This window comes from Pseudomonas sp. Irchel 3A7 (genome assembly GCF_900187565.1).
Taxonomy (GTDB): domain Bacteria; phylum Pseudomonadota; class Gammaproteobacteria; order Pseudomonadales; family Pseudomonadaceae; genus Aquipseudomonas.
Window position 1 is genome coordinate 400,532 of record NZ_FYED01000004.1, and the last position, 17,323, is coordinate 417,854.

Genomic DNA, 17,323 nt, shown 5'->3' on the forward strand with positions numbered 1-17,323 from the left:
CTGTGTCTCCGACTCAGGACAATTGACCCGCGTATTGTTCAAGCAGGTTCCAGGCTTCATCGCCGTATTTCTGTTTCCACTGGGTGTAGAAACCTTTCTTCTGCAGGTCGGCGCGGAACAGTGAGCGGTCGACCTTGTTGAAGGTGATGCCCTGGGCGGTCAGCGACGGTTCCAGGCTGGCGTTGAGGTCGATCACTTGTTGACGTTGAACCAGAGCGGCGGCGTTGATCTGCCGGGAGACGATTTCCTGCACGTCCTTGGGCAGTTTCGGGAAGGTCTTGCCCGAGCCGAGGATCCAGAAACCGCCCCAGATGTGGTCGGTCAGCGAGCAATATTTCTGCACTTCATAGAAACGTGCCGACTCGACCACCACCAGCGGGTTTTCCTGGCCGTCGACGACTTTGGTCTGCAACGCCGAGTAGGTTTCGTTGATGCTGATGCCGGTGGGGGCGGCACCGAGGGCGCTGAACATGGAGGTCCACAATGGGCTGACCAGTACACGTAACTTGAAGCCGGCGAGGTCTTGAGGGGTGTTGATCGGGCGGGTCGAACTGGTGATCTGGCGGAAGCCGTTGTTCCAGACTTTCTCCATCGGGACCAGCCCGACCTTGGTGGTCTGGGCGCGCACGTAGTCGCCCAGTTTGCCGTCCAGCGCGGCCCAGACAGTTTCATAGTCCTTGAAGGCGAACGGCATGCTCTCGATGGACATCGCCGGCACCAGGGTGGAGAGAATCGCACCGGGCAGGGGAATGAAATCCACCGCACCGGCGCGTACCTGGGACAGCATGTCGGTGTCGCCGCCCATGGAGGCGTTGGCATACACCTGCAGGTCCACGGCGCCGTTGGTTTCGGCCTTGATCGCTTCGGACGCGGCCTTCATCTGTTTGTTCAGCGGATGGGTGTCGGGCAGGCTGCTGCTGTAGCGCAACACGATGGGTTTGGTCGCGGCAAACACGCCGCTGGTGGGTAGCAGGCTGGCGGCGAATGCACCGCCAACGGTGACGCCGGCACCGACCAGGAAAGATCGGCGGCTGACGGCTTCGGTCAAGATACGGCTCATGTTGTTCACCTTTTGTTTTTGTTCTTGTTGTTCTTTTTGTGGGAGGGCGCCTGCTCGCGAAGGGGCCGGGTCAGTCAACATTTATGCTGAATGACACACCGCATTCGCGAGCAGGCTCGCTCCCACAGGTATCGATTCGGCGGTTCAGGAGGCCAGCGCCAGCACCGCCTTGCTGCGAATCAGGTCATCGATTTCGTCTTCGGCATAACCGCTTTCCTTGAGCACCTCGCGGGTGTGCTCGCCGAGCAACGGTGCCGGGCGGCTGGTGTGTGGCGGAGCGTTGTCCATGTCGGAAAAGTGAATCGGCAGGCCCATGCCGCGCACGCGGCCTTCGGTCGGGTGTTCGGTTTCCACCACCATGCCCCGTGCCCGGGTTTGCGGGTGGGCGAGGGCGGCGGCGATGTCCAGGACCGGTCCGGCGGGCAGGCCGAGGCTGTCGAACAGCACCATCCACTCATCGGTGGTGCGGGCCACCAGCACTTCGTTGAGGATTTCCACCAGTGCCAGACGGTGCTGCATGCGCAGGGCGTTGCTGGCGAAACGTGGGTCGGCCTTGAGTTGCGGAACGGCCAGGGCTTCGACCAGGCGTTCGTAGTTGGCCTGGTTGGCGGCGCCGATGTTGATCCAGCCGTCGGCGGTGCGGAACACTTGGTACGGTGCGCTGGTGGAGTTGGCCGAGCCCATTTTCGGCAGGATGGTGCCATCGGCGAAGTAGGCCGCCGCCGGCCAGAACATCTGTTGCAGGCCGGCCTCGAACAGCGAGGTGTCGACCATTTGCCCCAGCCCGGTTCTTTGTTTGGCGGCGTAAGCGGCGCAGATACCGAGCGCGGCGAGGATGCCGGAGTTGATGTCGGCCACCGGCGAACCGGCCTTGACCGGCTCACGCCCGGCTTCACCGGTCATGCTCATCATGCCGCTCATGCCTTGGGCGATCAGGTCGAAACCGCCCTTGTCGCCGAACGGGCCGCTGCGGCCGTAACCGGAGATCGCGCAGTAGATCAGCCCCGGGTTCAGGGTTTTCAGCGTGTCGTAGCCCAGGCCGAATTTCTCCATGGTGCCGGCGCGGTAGTTTTCCGTGACCACGTCGGCGTCCATCAGCAGGCGACGCAGCACGTCGCGGCCGCCGTCGGTCTTGAGGTTCAGGCCGATGCCGCGCTTGTTGCGGTTGACCACCATGAACGAGGCGGACTCGCCGCTGGCCATGATCGGCGAGAAGCGCCGGGAGTCATCGCCGTCGGGCACTTTCTCGACCTTGACCACGTCGGCACCCATGTCGGCCAGCATCATGCCGCACACCGGCCCGGACATGATGTGAGCCAGTTCTACCACGCGCATTCCTGTCAGCGGTCCCATGTCATTTACCCTCGAATTGTGGTTTGGCTTTGGCGATGAACGCCTTGAGACCGATCTGAAAATCGTCGGTGACGTAGCAGAAGTAGCTGTGGTCGATCTGCGCCGCACTGGGCGCCTGGCCGGCTTCGAGCTGGCGTGCGGCCTGGCGGTGCCAGCGGGCGACCAGAGGCGCGCCGTTGGCGATGCGCCGGGCGGTGGCGAGGGTTTCGCTCTCGACTTCGGCGTCGGCGACGACCCGGGTCACGAGGTTTTTCACGTAGGCGTCCTGGGCATCGAGGATGCGACCTTCGAGGAGGATTTCCAGGGTGGTGGAACGCCCGGCCAGCGCCACCAGCCCGGCCATTTCGTCATAGGACATGACCAGGCCGAGCTTGCCGACCGGCGCGCCGAAGCGGCTGGACGTGCTGCAGATGCGCAAGTCGCACAGCGCCGCGATCTCCAGGCCGCCGCCGACGCACACGCCGTGGATCATCGCGATCACCGGGTGCCGGCAGTCGGCAACCGCGCGCATCGCCGCCGAGGTGACTTCGGCATACACGCGGGCTTGGGAAGGATTGGCGCGTACGTTTGGAAACTCACCAACGTCGGCACCGGCGGCAAAGGCCTGTTCGCCTTCGCCGCGCAACACCACGCAGCGCACACTCGGGTCGGCGGACAGTGTGCTCATGACGTCCCCAAGGTCCTGCCACATGGACAGGTTGAGGGCGTTCATTTTTCCCGGGTTGCTGAGGGTGACGATGGCAAGGTTGTCTTGCCGTTCGAAAAGGACAGTGGGCTTCATGGTTGTTCTGCCATCGCTGCTTCACGTTTCACGAGAACGTAAGCGTGATTGCGGCGATGGGTTGGCCTCCTGAATTTTTATTGTTGGAAAGCAGGGTGCGGCGGTGCTTACAGCGATTGCCGGAGCATCGTCAGGTAGTCCGCGCTGGATGCCTCGCGCGGGTTGGTCTTGTGGCTGTGATCGTGCAGCGCGCCCTCGATGATGTGCTCGAACAGGCTTTCGTCGACGCCGATTTCGCTCAGGCGGGTCGGCAGGCCCAGGCGCCGGGTCATGGCCTCGATGGCCGAGCCGATGTTGGCGTCCGCTGCCAGACCCATGGCATGGCGCAGGCGTTCGAGCTTTTGCTCGTTGCGCACGGTGGGGGAGTCAGCGTTGAAGTGCACCACCGCCGGCAGGAATATCGCGTTCAAGGTGCCGTGGTGCAGTTTCGGATTGATGCCACCCAAGGCATGGGACAGGCTGTGCACGCAGCCCAGGCCTTTTTGGAACGCCAGTGCGCCCTGCATCGACGCACTCATCATGTTCAACCGCGCCTGGCGATCACCGGGCTCGGCGGTGGCGCGCTCGATGTGGCCCCAAGCGCGCCACAGACCGTCGAGGGCGATGCCGTCCGCGGCCGGGTTGAAGGCCGGCGCCATGAAGGTCTCGATGCAATGGGCGATAGCGTCCATGCCGGTGGCGGCCGTGAGCATCGGGGGAAGGCCGAGGGTCAGTTCGGGATCGCAGATGGCCACGCGGGGTACGACATAGGGGGAGATCACGCCGACCTTGCGACCGTCGTCGAGAATCAGAATGGCCCCTCGGCCGACTTCGCTGCCGGTACCGGCGGTGGTCGGGATCGCGATCAACGGCGCGGTGGCCGAGGTGATGCGTTCCAGTCCGCCCTCGATCACCGCAAAGCTTTGCAGCGGGCCGTCATGGGTGGCACACACCGCCACACCCTTGGCCAGGTCGATGGAGGAACCACCGCCAACCGCGATGATGCCGTCGCACTCGCCCTGGCGGTATTGCGCGACCGCTTCACGCACGGCGTGTTCGTTCGGGTTGGGTGGGGTCGCGTCGAAGATCGTGTAAGGGCGGTCGGCACCGAGAGCGGCGATGACCTTGTCGACGATGCCGGCATTGCGCACGCCCGGATCGGTGACAATCAGTGCACGGGTAATGCCGGCACGCTCGGCTTCGGCGGCCAGGTGCGCCAGGCTGTCGTAGCCGAACTGGATTTTGGTGACGTAATTGATGAGGGACATGATTCACCACAAGTTATACAGGATTGTTATTGTCGCAATCGGTTCGCGGCGCCAGCGCCGTGGCGCTATGGTCAAACCCATTGCATTGCCTGACTGTGGAGTGGACTATAGGGCCGTCGTGGTGACCCCGATACTGACAACTTTCGATACCTCTATAACTTTTAGTTAACCCTGATGACGCCCTCACTCAACTCGATCATGTCCCGTTTGCACATCAAGCAATTGCGCTTGTTGATAGCCCTTGATGAGCACGGATCCTTGCTGGGCGCGGCCAAGCAGGTGGCCCTGACCCAGCCCGGCGCGAGCAAGGCGCTGCAGGAAATCGAAACCACCTTCGGCACTTCGCTGTTCACCCGCACTAACCGCGGGCTTGAGCCAAACGATGCCGGGCGCTCGGTGATTCGTTACGCGCGGTTGATCCAGACCGATCTTGCGCACCTGCGCGAAGAGATCATCGGCATCATGAGCGGCGAGGGCGGGCGGGTGTCGGTGGGCACCATCATGGGCGCCGTGCCGCTGCTGACCACGGCGATCAGCCGGGTGATCGCCGACAACCCGAAAATGTCCGTGGAGATCGTCGAAGACACCAGCGCCGCACTGCTGGGCCAGCTCGATGCCGGACGACTGGACCTGGCGATCTGTCGCACCACCATCAGCACCACACCCTATCTGTATGAGAGCGCGACTTTCGTCGAGGAAACCCTGGCGGTGATCGCCAGCACCCAGCATCCATTCGCCTATGCCAGGAGGCTGACCTTGAAGGATCTGGTGGATTATCGCTGGGTGGTCTACCGCGCCAACATGCCCATGCGCCTGCTGCTGGAACGGGAATTCCACGAAGCCAACCTGCGCTTTCCGGTGCACTTGCTGGAAACCACGTCGGCCTTTGCCACGCTGTCGTTGTTGCAGGAGAACCCGACGCTGGTGGCGCTGGTCTCCACCGACGTGGCGAATTTCTGTTCCGGCAACGGCTTCACCACCACGCTGCCGCTGGCCATTACCTCGCGCAGCGAGCCGTATGAGCTGGTTTCGCGCAAAGGCGTACCGGATTCACCGGCGGCCAGGCTGCTGCGCCAGGCGTTGTTGAACCCAACCTGATCCGCTGCTTTTTGCTTCTGCTGAGCCTTTGCTCAGCGAGAGTGCGGCGCTAGAGTCAGACGCGCATTCCAGGGGACTTCAGGCCATGTACAGCGCGCTGGACATACCGGGCGGCGCTCGGCAGTTTCACGACCGGATCTATGCCGCCGAGATCATTCGCGTCACTGACTTGCCGACCATGGCGGCGCTGGTGGCGGTCGCCCGTGAGTTGCTCGAAGAGGCGCTGCATCCGTGGTCGCCGCCAGCGATTCATCGTCACCTGAGCCACAGCGAGCAGACCGTACGTTTTTCCCGGTGCCAGAACGCTTTCGCCAGCTCTGCCGAAGTCCAGCGGCGCTGGCAGGCTGTCGTCCAGAGCATCGGGATTGACCTGGATGCCCTGGCTTGCGATCGCTTGCACCTGCGTTTTCAGCCGCACCGTGAGCCGCAGCACGTCGTGCCACGCGCCCGCACCACGGCCACCATCGCCTTTCACCGCGACACCTGGGGCTCGAATCTGTATGCCCAGACCAATTGGTGGGCACCGATTTATCCGATCACCACGGGGCGCACCTTCGCCTTGTATCCGGCGTTGTGGCAGCGACCGCTGCTCAATTCCAGTGCGGATTTCGACATGCGGGCGATTTTGCAACGCTCCCATCGCGACGGTCGCAACGCGGTGGATGCCGACGAGGCCATCCCGCATCTGCTGGAGGCGATCGATCCGCAGCAGGGCATTGCCGTCGATATCGCACCGGGCAGCCTGATTGCCTTTTCCGGCGCACATGCCCATGTCGGCGTCGGCAACAGCACTGGATTGACGCGGATCTCCTTCGAAACCCGCTCGATTCTGATCGACGATCTGCGGACCGGGTTGGGGGCGCCCAATGTCGACGGCCGTGCGCCGTGGATGACGCCGGGGCTGTTTCGGCGTTTGAGCGATGCCAGGCGCCTGAACGAAATCCTCGGTTGCGGATTTATCGAGCCTTATATCCGGCCCTGAAGCCGTTGGATCCCTTGTGGGAGCGAGCCTGCTCGCGAAGAGGGCGTTTCAGTCGACATCAATGTTGTCTGATACATCGCATTAGCGAGCAGGCTCGCTCCCACAATGGGTCTGGCGAGGCATCAAATCGCCTGTTCAATTCAAACCGGGATAGCCGTTTGTCAGGCGTATCGGTATGCTCAGCGCGCTGCTTTAATGCCAATGATTAACAACCACAGTGATGTTATGAGCCAATCTGAATCGCGTGCGAATGTTCTAGCGCTTTATCCGGAAGACTCCCGCGAGGCGGCGGCGCTGCTCAAGCAAGCCGTTCCCCTGATGGTTCGCCACAATATCCCGCCCAATCCGGTGCATTACGCGCTGTGGTACACCTACAGCAAAGGCCAGGAACCGGAACTCAATCGCCATCTGGACCGGGTCGTCAGAGACTTCGACGGTTGCCCGCCGGAGTCCGCGACCCGGTTGTTTCGCGAGTACATCATCCGTGACGAGCTGGAAGATGCCCGCGCGGAGCAGCAACAGGTCATCACGCTGGTCGATGGCATGGAGCGCGATGTGTCGCGCAGCGTCAGGGGCAGTGTCAATTTCCAGAATCGACTCGGGGAGTGCCTGGAGATGCTTGAGGAACCGGTCAGCGATCGCTTGCCGGGCATCTTGAACGAACTGCAGCAGAGCACCCGGCTGATGCAGCGTCAGCAGGAGCAGTTCCTTTCCCAACTGCACTCGGCGCAAAACGAGATCAAGACGTTGCGCGACAAACTCGAGCGTGCGCAACAAGCGGCGACGCTGGATGGCTTGACCGAGCTGCTGAACCGGACGGCATTCACCCGCATGCTGGAGCAGGCGTTGGCCAGGGGCACCGCACGTGTGGCGCTGGTGATGCTGGACATCGATCACTTCAAGCAATTCAACGATCAATACGGCCACCCGTTGGGCGACCGGGTATTGCAGCATGTCGGTCAGGTGTTGCGCGGTGCGCTGGCGCCCAACGCCTTTGCCGCGCGTTACGGCGGCGAAGAGTTCTGCGTGGTGCTCGAAGACTGCGCTGATCTTGACCACGCCTGTGCCTTCGCCGAGCTGTTGCGCCTGAAGGTCCAGTCGTTGCGGATCAAGGCGCGGGGCACCGACACCGTACTGGACACCATCACTGCGTCCTTCGGCGTGGCCTTCGTGCGACCCGGCGACAACCTGGAAAGCCTGCTGACCCGTGCTGATGACGGGTTGTACCAGGCCAAGCGTGATGGGCGGAACCGGGTGTGTGCCATGCAGAACACCCCGGCAACCGCGTTCTCCTGACCTGACCCGATTACCTGTGGGAGCGAGCCTGCTCGCGAAAGCGGCCTGGCATCCGCCATCGTTGGTGACTGATACGACCCCTTCGCGAGCAGGCTCGCTCCCACATATCGGTTACTGACCCTCCACGCTACGCGGCAATCCCAGGGGATTGAGCTCACGCAGTGCTTGCGGCAGCAACGCATCCGGGAAGCCCTGGTACGTCACCGGGCGCAGGAAGCGTTCGATGGAGGTCATGCCCACCGAGGTGAAGCGGCTGTCCGACGAAGCCGGGAACGGTCCGCCATGGATAGTCGCGAAAGAAACCTCCTGTGGATGGGCGAAGGCGTTGACCACGATCCGTCCGGTGCGCCGCTCCAGCACCGGCAACAAGCGCCGGGCCAGTTCCATGTCTCCTTCCTCCAGATGCAGCGTCGCGCTGAGCTGACCGCGAAGCGAGCGGGCGACCGCAAACATCTCGGCTTCATCCTTGACCTTCACCAGCAATGCCGCCGGCCCGAAGACTTCATGGGCCAATGCTTTCTCGGCCAGGAAACGCTGGCCGTCGACTTCAAGCAATGCTGATCGCCCATCAAGGTCGGCATGGGCCACCGAGCCGATGGCAACCAGGGTTGCACCGGCGCTTTGCAACTGGTCGAGGCCACTGAGGTAAGCCCCGTGAATCCCGGGCGTCAGCATCGGCCGCGCCGGTGCATCGGTCACCCGCTTGACCATGGCGGTGCGCAATGCCTCGAAGCCCGGGCCTTCGACCGCGATCAGGATCGCCGGCTTGAGGCAGGCCTGGCCAACATTGACCAGCATGCGCTCGACAAAGCCGTCACCGATCTGCGCGCCTCGTGCGGCGAGTGCCTGAGGCAGGATGAACGTCGGGTTGACGCTGGTCATCTCGGTAAACACCGGGATCGGGTCAGGGCGCAGTTGCGCGCGGCGATAAAGCGCCATGCCGCCCTGTTCGGAACCGGTGAAGGTCACGGACTTGATCAACGGATGGTCGACCAGGGCTTCGCCAATGGCGTTGCCGCCGCCACGCACCATCGAGAACACGCCTTCCGGCAAGCCGCTTTCCTGCACGGCCTTGAGGATGGCGCGGGCCTGGATTTCCGAGGAACCCGGGTGAGCGTTATGGGCCTTGACGATGACCGTTGCGCCCGCTGCCAGTGCCGAGGCGGTATCGCCCCCGGCCACCGAGTAGCTGATGGGGAAGTTGCTCGCCCCGAAAACGGCCACCGGGCCAATGGCGATTTTCTGCAGGCGGTGATCCATGCGCGGGCGTGGCTGGCGATCGGGCTGGGCGGGATCGATGGCCAGATGCAGAAAACGTCCTTTGCGAACGACATCGGCGAACTGACGGAACTGGGTGGCGGCCCTGGCGACTTCGCCCAAAAACTGGGCCTCGGGCAAACCGGTTTCCAGCGCCGTGCGTGCCGCCAGTTCCTGGCTCACGGCCTCGAGATTGTCGGCGATGCGCTCAAGGAACGCCGAACGCTCGGCGAGCGAGGTATGGCTGTAATGGTCGAATGCCTCGTCGGCAAGGTACGCCGCCAGGTCGACATCGGCGATGCCGCCGAAGGCGAAATCCGGTTCGATACACTGGTTGGAGGCGGGGTTGAGCGCCTTCATGGTGCCTTCGCTGGCAGGGACTTCACGGTTGCCGATCAGGAGGTTTCCAGTCAATTTCATGTTTGAACTCACTGCTTCAGGGTGGCGATGAGTTGCTCGCTCGTCACAATCGAATGGGCGAAAGTAGGACCGTTCAACTCATGGGCGGCGTGCATCATTTCCGGCTTGAACGCGGCGGTGGCGTCGCGCACCAGGGTGACGTGATAGCCCAGTTCCTGGGCGTAACGGGCGGTGGCTTCGATGCAGGTATTGGCCAGCAGACCGACGATGATCACGTGGGTGATGCCTTTTTGCTTGAGGCGAAAATCCAGGTCGGTGTTGGCAAAACCGCTCGAGCCCCAATGCTCCGAGGCGATGATGTCGCCTTCCTTCGGTGCGAAATCGGGGTGCCATTCGCCACCCCATTCGCCACGGGCGAAGTGGTGCATGTGTTGGATCTTGCATTGGGAAGGACTTGGGTGATCCCAGTTTTCGTAGTCGCCTTTTTCCCAGCGACGGTGCGGTACGATGACCACCTGAATGTCCAGGGCGCGAACAGTCCGGTCCAGGGCTCGCAGGTTATCGAGCAGGTCGACCTGCTCTGCGATCGGCTTGATCAAGGGAAAGACCCGGCCACCTTCGGACAGGAAATCGTTGTAGGGATCGACCAGCAGGTAGGCGGTGCGATCCAGCGGGTAGGCAGCGTTCGACATGACGAATTCTCCAGAGAGGTTGGCTGACCTGTGCCAAGGGCTTGCCCCGGCATGGTGTAGATATGATAATCATAGTTACTGTGAAAGAGGCAAGCCTGCATGGCCGTAAAAAAGAGTAGTCCTGAAACTTTGTGCCCGATTGCACGGGCCGAGGACATCGTCGGAGATCGATGGACGGTGTTGGTGTTGCGCGAGTTGTTCATGCGCAACCATCGATACGACGAGATCCAGGCGCAGACCGGAGGTACGCCGCAGATGGTCGCTGCGCGCTTGAAAAGTCTGGAGTCGGACGGGATGGTCGAGCGTCGCCCCTACAATGAACGGCCGCTGCGTTACGAATATCACCTGAGCGCCAAGGGCGAGGCGTTTTACTCGGTGGTGCTGGCCCTGCGTGCCTGGGGAGAAACCTGGTGCAAATCAGAGAATGAAGAGTTGGCGGTGCGTTATACCCACCGCCGCTGTGGTCATCTCGCCGGTTTGGGGCCGCTTTGCGAGCATTGTGGAGAGTTGCTACGCCGTGAAGAACTGATCAGCGAGCCTTCGGCGGCCTATGTCCAGGAGCGACAGGCACGGCGTGAAGCGTTCAAGGGGCATCGTGGGGCGGAGTCTGTGGCTGCAGGTGAAAAACTCGCGAATTAACGATCGAACGCGTTCCCCCTGTGGGAGCGAGCCTGCTCGCGAAGGACGCCAACGATAACGCGTCCAGCCTGAATGATCGCGGTGTCCTGTGGTTTTTCGCGAGCAGGCTCGCTCCCACAGAGAGGAAGGTATCAACTATTCGTTCGAATAATAGTGACCATCACCCATCACAAGTTCTGTTGTCTGCGACAAACAAGGAAAATCGCGCCTACCTAAAACGCTTCTCCAGGAATTGGCGCGATGAACATGATTTCCCGACTGGCTATTGCCGCCTCCTTGCTGTTGTCGGGCTGTGCTTCTACCCCTAACGACCCGACCCTGACCTTGCAGACGAAAAAGGCGCCTGCGGATTACGCGCAATGCGTGTTGCCGAAACTGCAGGAAGATTCGCTGCACGCGACGGTCTCGGAAACCCAGCGCAGCTATCGCATTGTAGTGGCGAGCAAGGTCACGGCGAACGATGTGCTCGAGGCTTACAAAACGTCAGAGGGCGGCAAGGTGTACTTGTATGAACGCGCGCTGCTGGCATCGACGTTCGGGGCTTCCTCACTGGAGCGTGCTGCGCAGGCATGCCTTTGAGAGCGACAATAAACCTGTGGCGAGGGAGCTTGCTCCCGTTGGGCGCGAAGCGACCTGAAAAACGGGTCTGCTGCGCAGTCCTGCGGGAGCAAGCTCCCTCGCCACAAGGGCCGTGTCAGAAGTGTCTACGCAGCGTTTGATACCCCATTTTCTCCAGCCATTTTCTTGATTGAACACCTGTTCATTTCGGTTGCATCGAGGCCTTGCCCATCGATATAGTGGCAAAATAATATCAACTATAAATCACTTGCCAGCAGGGCGGCTGCACTCACATTTTTGCGCGGGCTGTGCTGGCTGACGTATCGCTCATTCGAGAATGCTCATGCCTAATCGCTCACTGCACTTCAAGCTGTTCTGGACAGCGCTGACTGGAACTGTCGTCGTCATGGCGCTGCTGCTGGGTTCCATCGCCTACATCGCCTATGGCTCCTCCGTCAAAGAAACCTTTGCGCTGGTCGATACCATCGTCAAGGCCAATGCCAAGGAAGTAGAAGTCGAACTCGGTACCGGTTACACCGTGGCCGAATCCCTGGCCAGTGTCGCCACGGCGATGCAGCAACAGCAGGTCGATCGCAAGACCGCCGATGCCATGACCCGCCAGCTGTTCGAAGCCAATTCCAAGCTGCTGGGCCTTGGGCAGTACTGGGAGCCAAACGCATTCGATGGCAAGGACAGTGAGTTCGTCAACCAGCCCAATCATGACGCCACGGGCCGTTATCTGACCTACTGGAACCGTGCCAGTGGCACAGTGAAGTCCGAGGCGTTGAGCGGTTACACCCCGGAAAATGCCGACAACCAGTATTACTACCGGCCACTGCATACACGCCAGCCATGGGCGTCCGAACCCTATGTCTACAGCATTGGCAGTGGTCAGCAGATCATGCTGGTGTCGATCATGGTGCCGCTGTTGCAGGGTGGCAAGGCGGTGGGCGTGGCAGGGGTCGATATCCCGCTGGAAAGCATCAACCGTCAGCTCTCGACCATCGATGCCTACAAAGGCTACGGCGCGCTGGTTTCCAGCGACGGCCTGTACGCCAGTCATCCTGATGCCAAGCGCCTGAGCCAGCCGGCCGATGAATTGCCGGCCGCCGCCAAGGATGCGATCAAGGCGGGCAAGCCCTACAGTTTCGAACACGATGGCTGGGGCTATGTGCTGCAACCGGTGCGTATCGGCAAGGCGCCGAACAACTGGGCGTTGATGGTGGCTTACCCGCTGGCCGAGGCCATGGCGGGCATCAATCATTTCCTCTATACCGCCGTGGTCATCGGCCTGGTGGCGTTGCTGGTGTTGGCCATTGTGCTGTGGCACCTGCTGGCGTGGCAGATTCGTCCACTGTCGGGGCTGACGGTCGGCATTCAGGCCTGGGGTGGCGAGTTGGGGCTGCGTTTCGAACAACGCAGTGGCGATGAAACCGGCAAGTTGGCCGGCGCGTTCAACCAATTCATCCAGCGCCTGGGCGATCTGGTGGGTTCGATTCGCCACAGCAGCACGGCACTGATGCAGATCTCCAATCACCTGGGCGATACCACTCAGGCCGTGGCCGAACGGGCGACTTCACAGCACACCGCCACCGAAGAGATGGCCAGCGGCGTCACCGCGCTGGCGCATTCGGTGACCGAGATGTCCCAGCAGGCTGAAGACGTGGAGCAACTGGCGCGCAACACCGAGGTGCTGACCACCAACATTTCCACCGACATGAGCCAGACCCTGGCCGGCATCACGCACATCGACCAGACCATGGACGTGGTTGCCGGCGCGGTGGGCGACCTGGAAAAACGCTCGCAGCAGATAGCAGGGATCATCGCGGTGATTCGCAGCATCGCCGACCAGACCAATCTGTTGGCCCTCAACGCGGCCATCGAAGCGGCGCGGGCAGGGGAGCAGGGGCGTGGTTTTGCCGTGGTGGCCGATGAAGTCCGGCAACTGGCCGAACGCACCAGTCGCTCGACCGGTGAAATCGGCGAGATGATCGGCGCCATCGGTTCGGACGTGCGCAACACCGTGGCCAACGTCCAGCAGGTCGGCGAAGCGGTGCGTCAGGGCGTGGTGCAACTGACCACTTCGGCCCAAGGTGTGGATCAGATCCGCCAGCATGCCCAGGATATCCTGACGCGCATCAGCGAAGTGGCGCGTCAGACCCAAAGCCAGGCGGCCACCGGTGAGCAACTGTCTGTGGCGATCCAGGGCGTCAGCCGCATCTCCGAACAGAACGATCATGCGATCCGTAGCCTGCTCGAGCAATCGGTGCGACTGCGCGATCAGGCCGGCTCGCTGAGCCAGCAACTGACGCAATTCAGGGATTGAAACTGATTTTCCCTTTGGGGAGCCAGCCTGCTCGCAAGGTGTCGGCACATTCAGTATTTGATGTGACTGACACACCGCCTTCGCGAGCAGGCTCGCTCCCACACTTGATCTTCAGTGCACACAAAAACCAGATACGGCGGAGCCCCTGTGGGAGCGAGCCTGCTCGCGAAGGCGGTGTGTCAGGCGACACTAGTTTGCCGGTCGCACCGCCGCCGTGCTGCCGCGCAACGTCAACTCGAACGGCAGGACCACATGCCGCTGCGCCAGCGGTTTTTTCTCGATCAACGCGATCAGCATCTCGACGGCCTTCTGGCCGAACACTTCAGCAGGCTGGGCGATGGTGGTCAGCGGTGGGTCGCAATAGGCCGCGAAGGGAATGTCGTCGAACCCCACCAGCGAAATATCCTCGGGGACACGCAAGCCCTGTTGCTTGATGCGTCTCAACGCACCGATGGCCATTTCATCGTTTTCACAGAACAGCGCGGTAGGGCGTTCGGGCAATGCCAGCATTGCGGTGGCGCCGTCATGACCGGCCTTCAGGCTGAAGTCACCGTGACAGATCAGCGTCGGGTCGCAATCGATTCCGGCCTCGCTTAAAGCATCCTGATAACCGGTCACGCGGTCGCGGGTCAGCGGGCTGCTTTTCGGACCCTTGATCAGGCCGATCCGCCGGTGGCCGAGTTCGATCAAATGTTCGGTCATGGCCTTGGCGGCGGCGCGATTGTCGAGGCTGATCGTGGGATGACGCCCGCCCTGAATCACTTCGCAGGCATTGACGATGGGCGCGAGTTCGGCGTTGGGGAAGGGCTCTGAAAACGGATCGAACGCACGCAACTGGATCACGCCGTCGGCCTGATGGTTGTACACCAGCTCGGCGAATTCCCGTTCGATGTCTTCGCGGCCCTGGGTGTCGCACAGCAGCAGCCGATAGTGGGCGGCCTGTGCAGCCTGTTGCGCACCGCTGATGACCCGGGCGAAAAAGGTGTTGGCGATGGCTGGCACCAGAATCACCAGGTTGCCGGTGCGACGCGAACGAAACTGCACCGCCATCAGGTTCGGTCGGTAACCGGCTTGTTCCACGGCGGCGTTGACCTTGTCCCGGGTTTCGGGGAGCACACGTTCGGGTGACTTCAGTGTCCTCGACACCGTGGCCACCGAGACGCCGGCCAGCCGGGCTACTTCACGGATATTGGACAAGACCACCTCGTTTGCGGATCACACGGCCGGCGAGCTTACCGCAGGTCGCCGGTGCACTGAAATGTCCGTGGATGTTAATCCGCAGTTTGACACTTCGCCCGACTGCGCCTAAATTTCGGGCACGATGTAACCGGTTACATCATGACCGGTTTCCAGCCAACAGAGAGCTTTTGCGATGAACGCTGCAGTGCCAAAAATAAGAATGGGCTTTGTCGGAGGCGGCGAAGGTGCCTTCATCGCGAAAGCCCACCGTCAGGCCGCCGGGCTCGATGGCCGTTTTGAACTGGTGTGCGGTGCGTTCAGCCGCGATGCCGTAAACAATCAGAACACCGGCGTGGCGCTGGGCTTGCCGGCTTCACGCTGCTACAGCGACTGGCGGCAGATGCTCGAGGCCGAACGTGCATTGCCCGCCGAACAACGCCTGGAGTTGGTGGTGATCGTCACCCCCAATCACCTGCACGCGCCAGTCGCCAGCCAGGCTTTGAGCGCCGGATTTCATGTGTTCAGCGAAAAACCGGCGGCGCTGAATCTGGCCGAGTTAATCGCACTCAAAACCGTGGTCGAACGCAGCAACCGCCTATATGGCCTGGCCCATACCTATCTGGGGTATCCGATGGTCTGGCAGGCGCGCGACATGGTGCGCGGCGGCGTGATCGGCGCGGTGCGCAAGGTGATCGTCGAATACCCGCAAGGCTGGCTCAGCCAGGATGTGGCCGGGCAGGGCAACAAGCAGGCAGCGTGGCGCGACTTGCCCGAACAGTCCGGGTTGGGCGGCTGCATCGGGGACATCGGCACCCATGCCTTTTCCCTGGCCGAGTTTGTCGCGGACCAGCCTATCCAGCAATTGAGCGCGATGCTGGGCGTGCACATCGAGGGTCGGCAGCTGGACGATGACGCCTCGATGTTGTTCAAGATGGCCGACGGTGCCAGTGGGGTGCTGATCGCCAGTCAAGTCTGCGCCGGCGAAGAGAACCCGCTGAAAATCCGTGTCTACGGCGACAAGGGTGGGTTGGAGTGGCGTCAGGAAGAACCCGCCAGCCTGATCCATCGCGCCCTCGATCAACCCTTGCGCATCTTGCGTTCCGGCGTCGGCCAGCCGTGGTTGTGCGAAGCCGCGAGCCGGCGTATGCGCTTGCCCGCCGGGCATCCCGAGGGCTACCTCGAAGCCATGGCCAACCTGTACGGCGATCTCGCCAATGCCATCCGTGGCGAGGTCGCCGGGCACGATGCTCCGGGCGTGCCCGGAATCGACGTCGGCCTGCGCGGCATGGCGTTCATCGAGACCGCCATCGCCAACCATCGCGGCGACGCCAAGTGGACCGAACTGGTGTGCAACCCATGAATCCGGAGACGACTGTGACCTCTCAAACCTCAACCGGCCTGCGCGGTCCGGGGATTTTTCTCGCGCAGTTCATGTCCGCCCAAGCGCCTTTCGACACCCTGGCCAACATCGCCCGGTGGGCGGCATCCCAAGGCTACAAAGCCATTCAGTTGCCGACCCTGGGCACGCAGTTCATCGACCTTGCACGGGCGGCCGAAAGCCAGAGCTACTGCGACGAATTGAAAGCCGTCTGTGCCCAGGCCGGTGTCGAGATCAGTGAATTGTCGACGCATCTGCAAGGCCAATTAGTGGCGGTGCACCCGGCGTTCGACACGCTGTTCGATGACTTCGCACCCGCTCATTTGCGCGGCCAGCCCGAGGCGCGCACCGCCTGGGCCATCGACCAGTTGAAACTGGCCGCCCGCGCCAGTCAGCGCCTGGGTTTGAAAGCCCATGCGACCTTCTCCGGCGCTTTGCTCTGGCCCTACATCTACCCTTGGCCGCAGCGGCCGAGCGGGTTGGTCGAGCAAGGTTTCGCCGAACTGGCGCGGCGCTGGCTGCCGATTCTCGATTGTTTCGAAGAGGCCGGTGTCGACCTGTGCTACGAGATCCACCCCGGCGAAGATCTGCACGACGGCGCCTCGTTCGAGCGGTTTCTGGAGGCGGTCGATCACCATCCACGGGCTGCGATTCTGTATGACCCGAGCCACCTGCTGCTGCAGCAAATGGACTACCTCGGCTTCATTGATCGCTACCACGCGCGCATCCGCATGTTCCACGTCAAGGACGCCGAGTTCCGTCCGGATGCCCGTTCCGGTGTGTACGGCGGGTATCAAGGCTGGGTGGAGCGGCCGGGGCGCTTCCGTTCCCTGGGTGATGGCCAGATCGACTTCAAATCAATCTTCAGCAAGCTGACGCAATACGACTACAGCGGCTGGGCCGTGCTGGAGTGGGAGTGCTGCCTGAAGGACTCCGCGCAAGGCGCCGCAGAAGGCGCGGCGTTCATCGAGCGGCACATGATCCGCAAGACCGGCAAGGCGTTCGATGATTTCGCCAGCGTGTCCGCCGACGCAGCGTTCAATCGACGCCTGTTGGGGCTGCCGGACGCCTGAAACCGATCCTCTCTCACAGAAAAAACAACAATAAGACGGTGACT

Annotated in this window: 14 protein-coding genes and 2 pseudogenes; 9 read left to right on the forward strand and 7 right to left on the reverse strand. The window is 62.0% G+C overall.

Annotation, left to right across the window (positions count from 1 at the left end; all coding sequences use genetic code 11):
• Window positions 1-13 precede the first annotated feature (13 nt).
• The 4 genes from CKW21_RS09145 to CKW21_RS09160 all read right to left on the reverse strand — a co-directional run bounded on the left by CKW21_RS09145 (window position 14) and on the right by CKW21_RS09160 (window position 4,441).
• On the reverse strand, window positions 14-1,060 hold the full coding sequence (locus CKW21_RS09145) for a TRAP transporter substrate-binding protein (protein WP_095193643.1): 1,047 nt from the start codon (window positions 1,058-1,060) through the stop codon (window positions 14-16).
• Between the two features lie 144 nt (window positions 1,061-1,204).
• Window positions 1,205-2,413, reverse strand: coding sequence for a CaiB/BaiF CoA-transferase family protein (locus CKW21_RS09150; protein ID WP_095193644.1), 1,209 nt, complete (start codon window positions 2,411-2,413; stop codon window positions 1,205-1,207).
• A gap of 1 nt (window position 2,414) precedes the next feature.
• Window positions 2,415-3,194: an enoyl-CoA hydratase-related protein gene (locus CKW21_RS09155; protein WP_095193645.1), complete on the reverse strand. Its 780-nt coding sequence runs from the start codon at window positions 3,192-3,194 to the stop codon at window positions 2,415-2,417.
• A gap of 107 nt (window positions 3,195-3,301) precedes the next feature.
• The gene (locus tag CKW21_RS09160) at window positions 3,302-4,441 is read right to left on the reverse strand and encodes an iron-containing alcohol dehydrogenase (protein WP_095193646.1); all 1,140 of its coding nucleotides are present in this window, start codon (window positions 4,439-4,441) and stop codon (window positions 3,302-3,304) included.
• 174 nt (window positions 4,442-4,615) lie between these two features.
• Here CKW21_RS09160 and CKW21_RS09165 point away from each other — a divergent pair, with 174 nt between their 5' ends.
• The 3 genes from CKW21_RS09165 (at window position 4,616) to CKW21_RS09175 (ending at window position 7,817) form a co-directional block, all read left to right on the forward strand.
• On the forward strand, window positions 4,616-5,539 hold the full coding sequence (locus tag CKW21_RS09165) for a LysR family transcriptional regulator (RefSeq protein WP_095193647.1): 924 nt from the start codon (window positions 4,616-4,618) through the stop codon (window positions 5,537-5,539).
• Between the two features lie 85 nt (window positions 5,540-5,624).
• Window positions 5,625-6,521 (forward strand): hypothetical protein, encoded by an 897-nt coding sequence (locus CKW21_RS09170; protein ID WP_095193648.1) that lies wholly within the window; start codon window positions 5,625-5,627, stop codon window positions 6,519-6,521.
• Between the two features lie 225 nt (window positions 6,522-6,746).
• Window positions 6,747-7,817 carry a GGDEF domain-containing protein gene (locus tag CKW21_RS09175; RefSeq protein ID WP_256590164.1) on the forward strand — a complete coding sequence of 357 codons (1,071 nt, stop codon included), beginning with the start codon at window positions 6,747-6,749 and terminating at the stop codon, window positions 7,815-7,817.
• 111 nt (window positions 7,818-7,928) lie between these two features.
• Here the strand turns inward: CKW21_RS09175 and CKW21_RS09180 are convergent, their stop codons facing one another.
• Window positions 7,929-9,494: an aldehyde dehydrogenase (NADP(+)) gene (locus CKW21_RS09180; RefSeq protein WP_095193650.1), complete on the reverse strand. Its 1,566-nt coding sequence runs from the start codon at window positions 9,492-9,494 to the stop codon at window positions 7,929-7,931.
• Window positions 9,495-9,502: 8 nt separating this feature from the next.
• A complete protein-coding gene (locus CKW21_RS09185; RefSeq protein WP_095193651.1) occupies window positions 9,503-10,126 on the reverse strand; it encodes an isochorismatase family cysteine hydrolase in 624 nt (207 codons plus the stop codon).
• Between the two features lie 99 nt (window positions 10,127-10,225).
• On the opposite strand from CKW21_RS09185, the gene CKW21_RS09190 reads away from it, so the two are divergent.
• The 4 genes and pseudogenes from CKW21_RS09190 to CKW21_RS32260 form a co-directional block, all read left to right on the forward strand.
• Window positions 10,226-10,765 carry a helix-turn-helix domain-containing protein gene (locus CKW21_RS09190; RefSeq protein WP_095193652.1) on the forward strand — a complete coding sequence of 180 codons (540 nt, stop codon included), beginning with the start codon at window positions 10,226-10,228 and terminating at the stop codon, window positions 10,763-10,765.
• A 240-nt stretch (window positions 10,766-11,005) separates the two neighbouring features.
• Complete coding sequence (locus CKW21_RS09200; RefSeq protein WP_095193654.1) at window positions 11,006-11,344, forward strand: hypothetical protein; 339 nt, start codon at window positions 11,006-11,008, stop codon at window positions 11,342-11,344.
• Window positions 11,345-11,933: 589 nt separating this feature from the next.
• Window positions 11,934-12,788: pseudogene (locus CKW21_RS32255) on the forward strand (cache domain-containing protein); the annotation flags it as partial.
• 324 nt (window positions 12,789-13,112) lie between these two features.
• Window positions 13,113-13,649 (forward strand): annotated as a pseudogene (locus CKW21_RS32260) (methyl-accepting chemotaxis protein); the annotation flags it as partial.
• A gap of 189 nt (window positions 13,650-13,838) precedes the next feature.
• On the opposite strand, the gene CKW21_RS09210 reads toward CKW21_RS32260, so the two are convergent.
• On the reverse strand, window positions 13,839-14,846 hold the full coding sequence (locus tag CKW21_RS09210) for a LacI family DNA-binding transcriptional regulator (RefSeq protein ID WP_095193656.1): 1,008 nt from the start codon (window positions 14,844-14,846) through the stop codon (window positions 13,839-13,841).
• A gap of 175 nt (window positions 14,847-15,021) precedes the next feature.
• On the opposite strand from CKW21_RS09210, the gene CKW21_RS09215 reads away from it, so the two are divergent.
• Complete coding sequence (locus CKW21_RS09215; protein ID WP_095193657.1) at window positions 15,022-16,188, forward strand: Gfo/Idh/MocA family protein; 1,167 nt, start codon at window positions 15,022-15,024, stop codon at window positions 16,186-16,188.
• Window positions 16,185-17,279, forward strand: coding sequence for a sugar phosphate isomerase/epimerase family protein (locus tag CKW21_RS09220; protein ID WP_095193658.1), 1,095 nt, complete (start codon window positions 16,185-16,187; stop codon window positions 17,277-17,279). Before CKW21_RS09215 ends, CKW21_RS09220 begins: the two co-directional genes overlap by 4 nt.
• Window positions 17,280-17,323 lie beyond the last annotated feature (44 nt).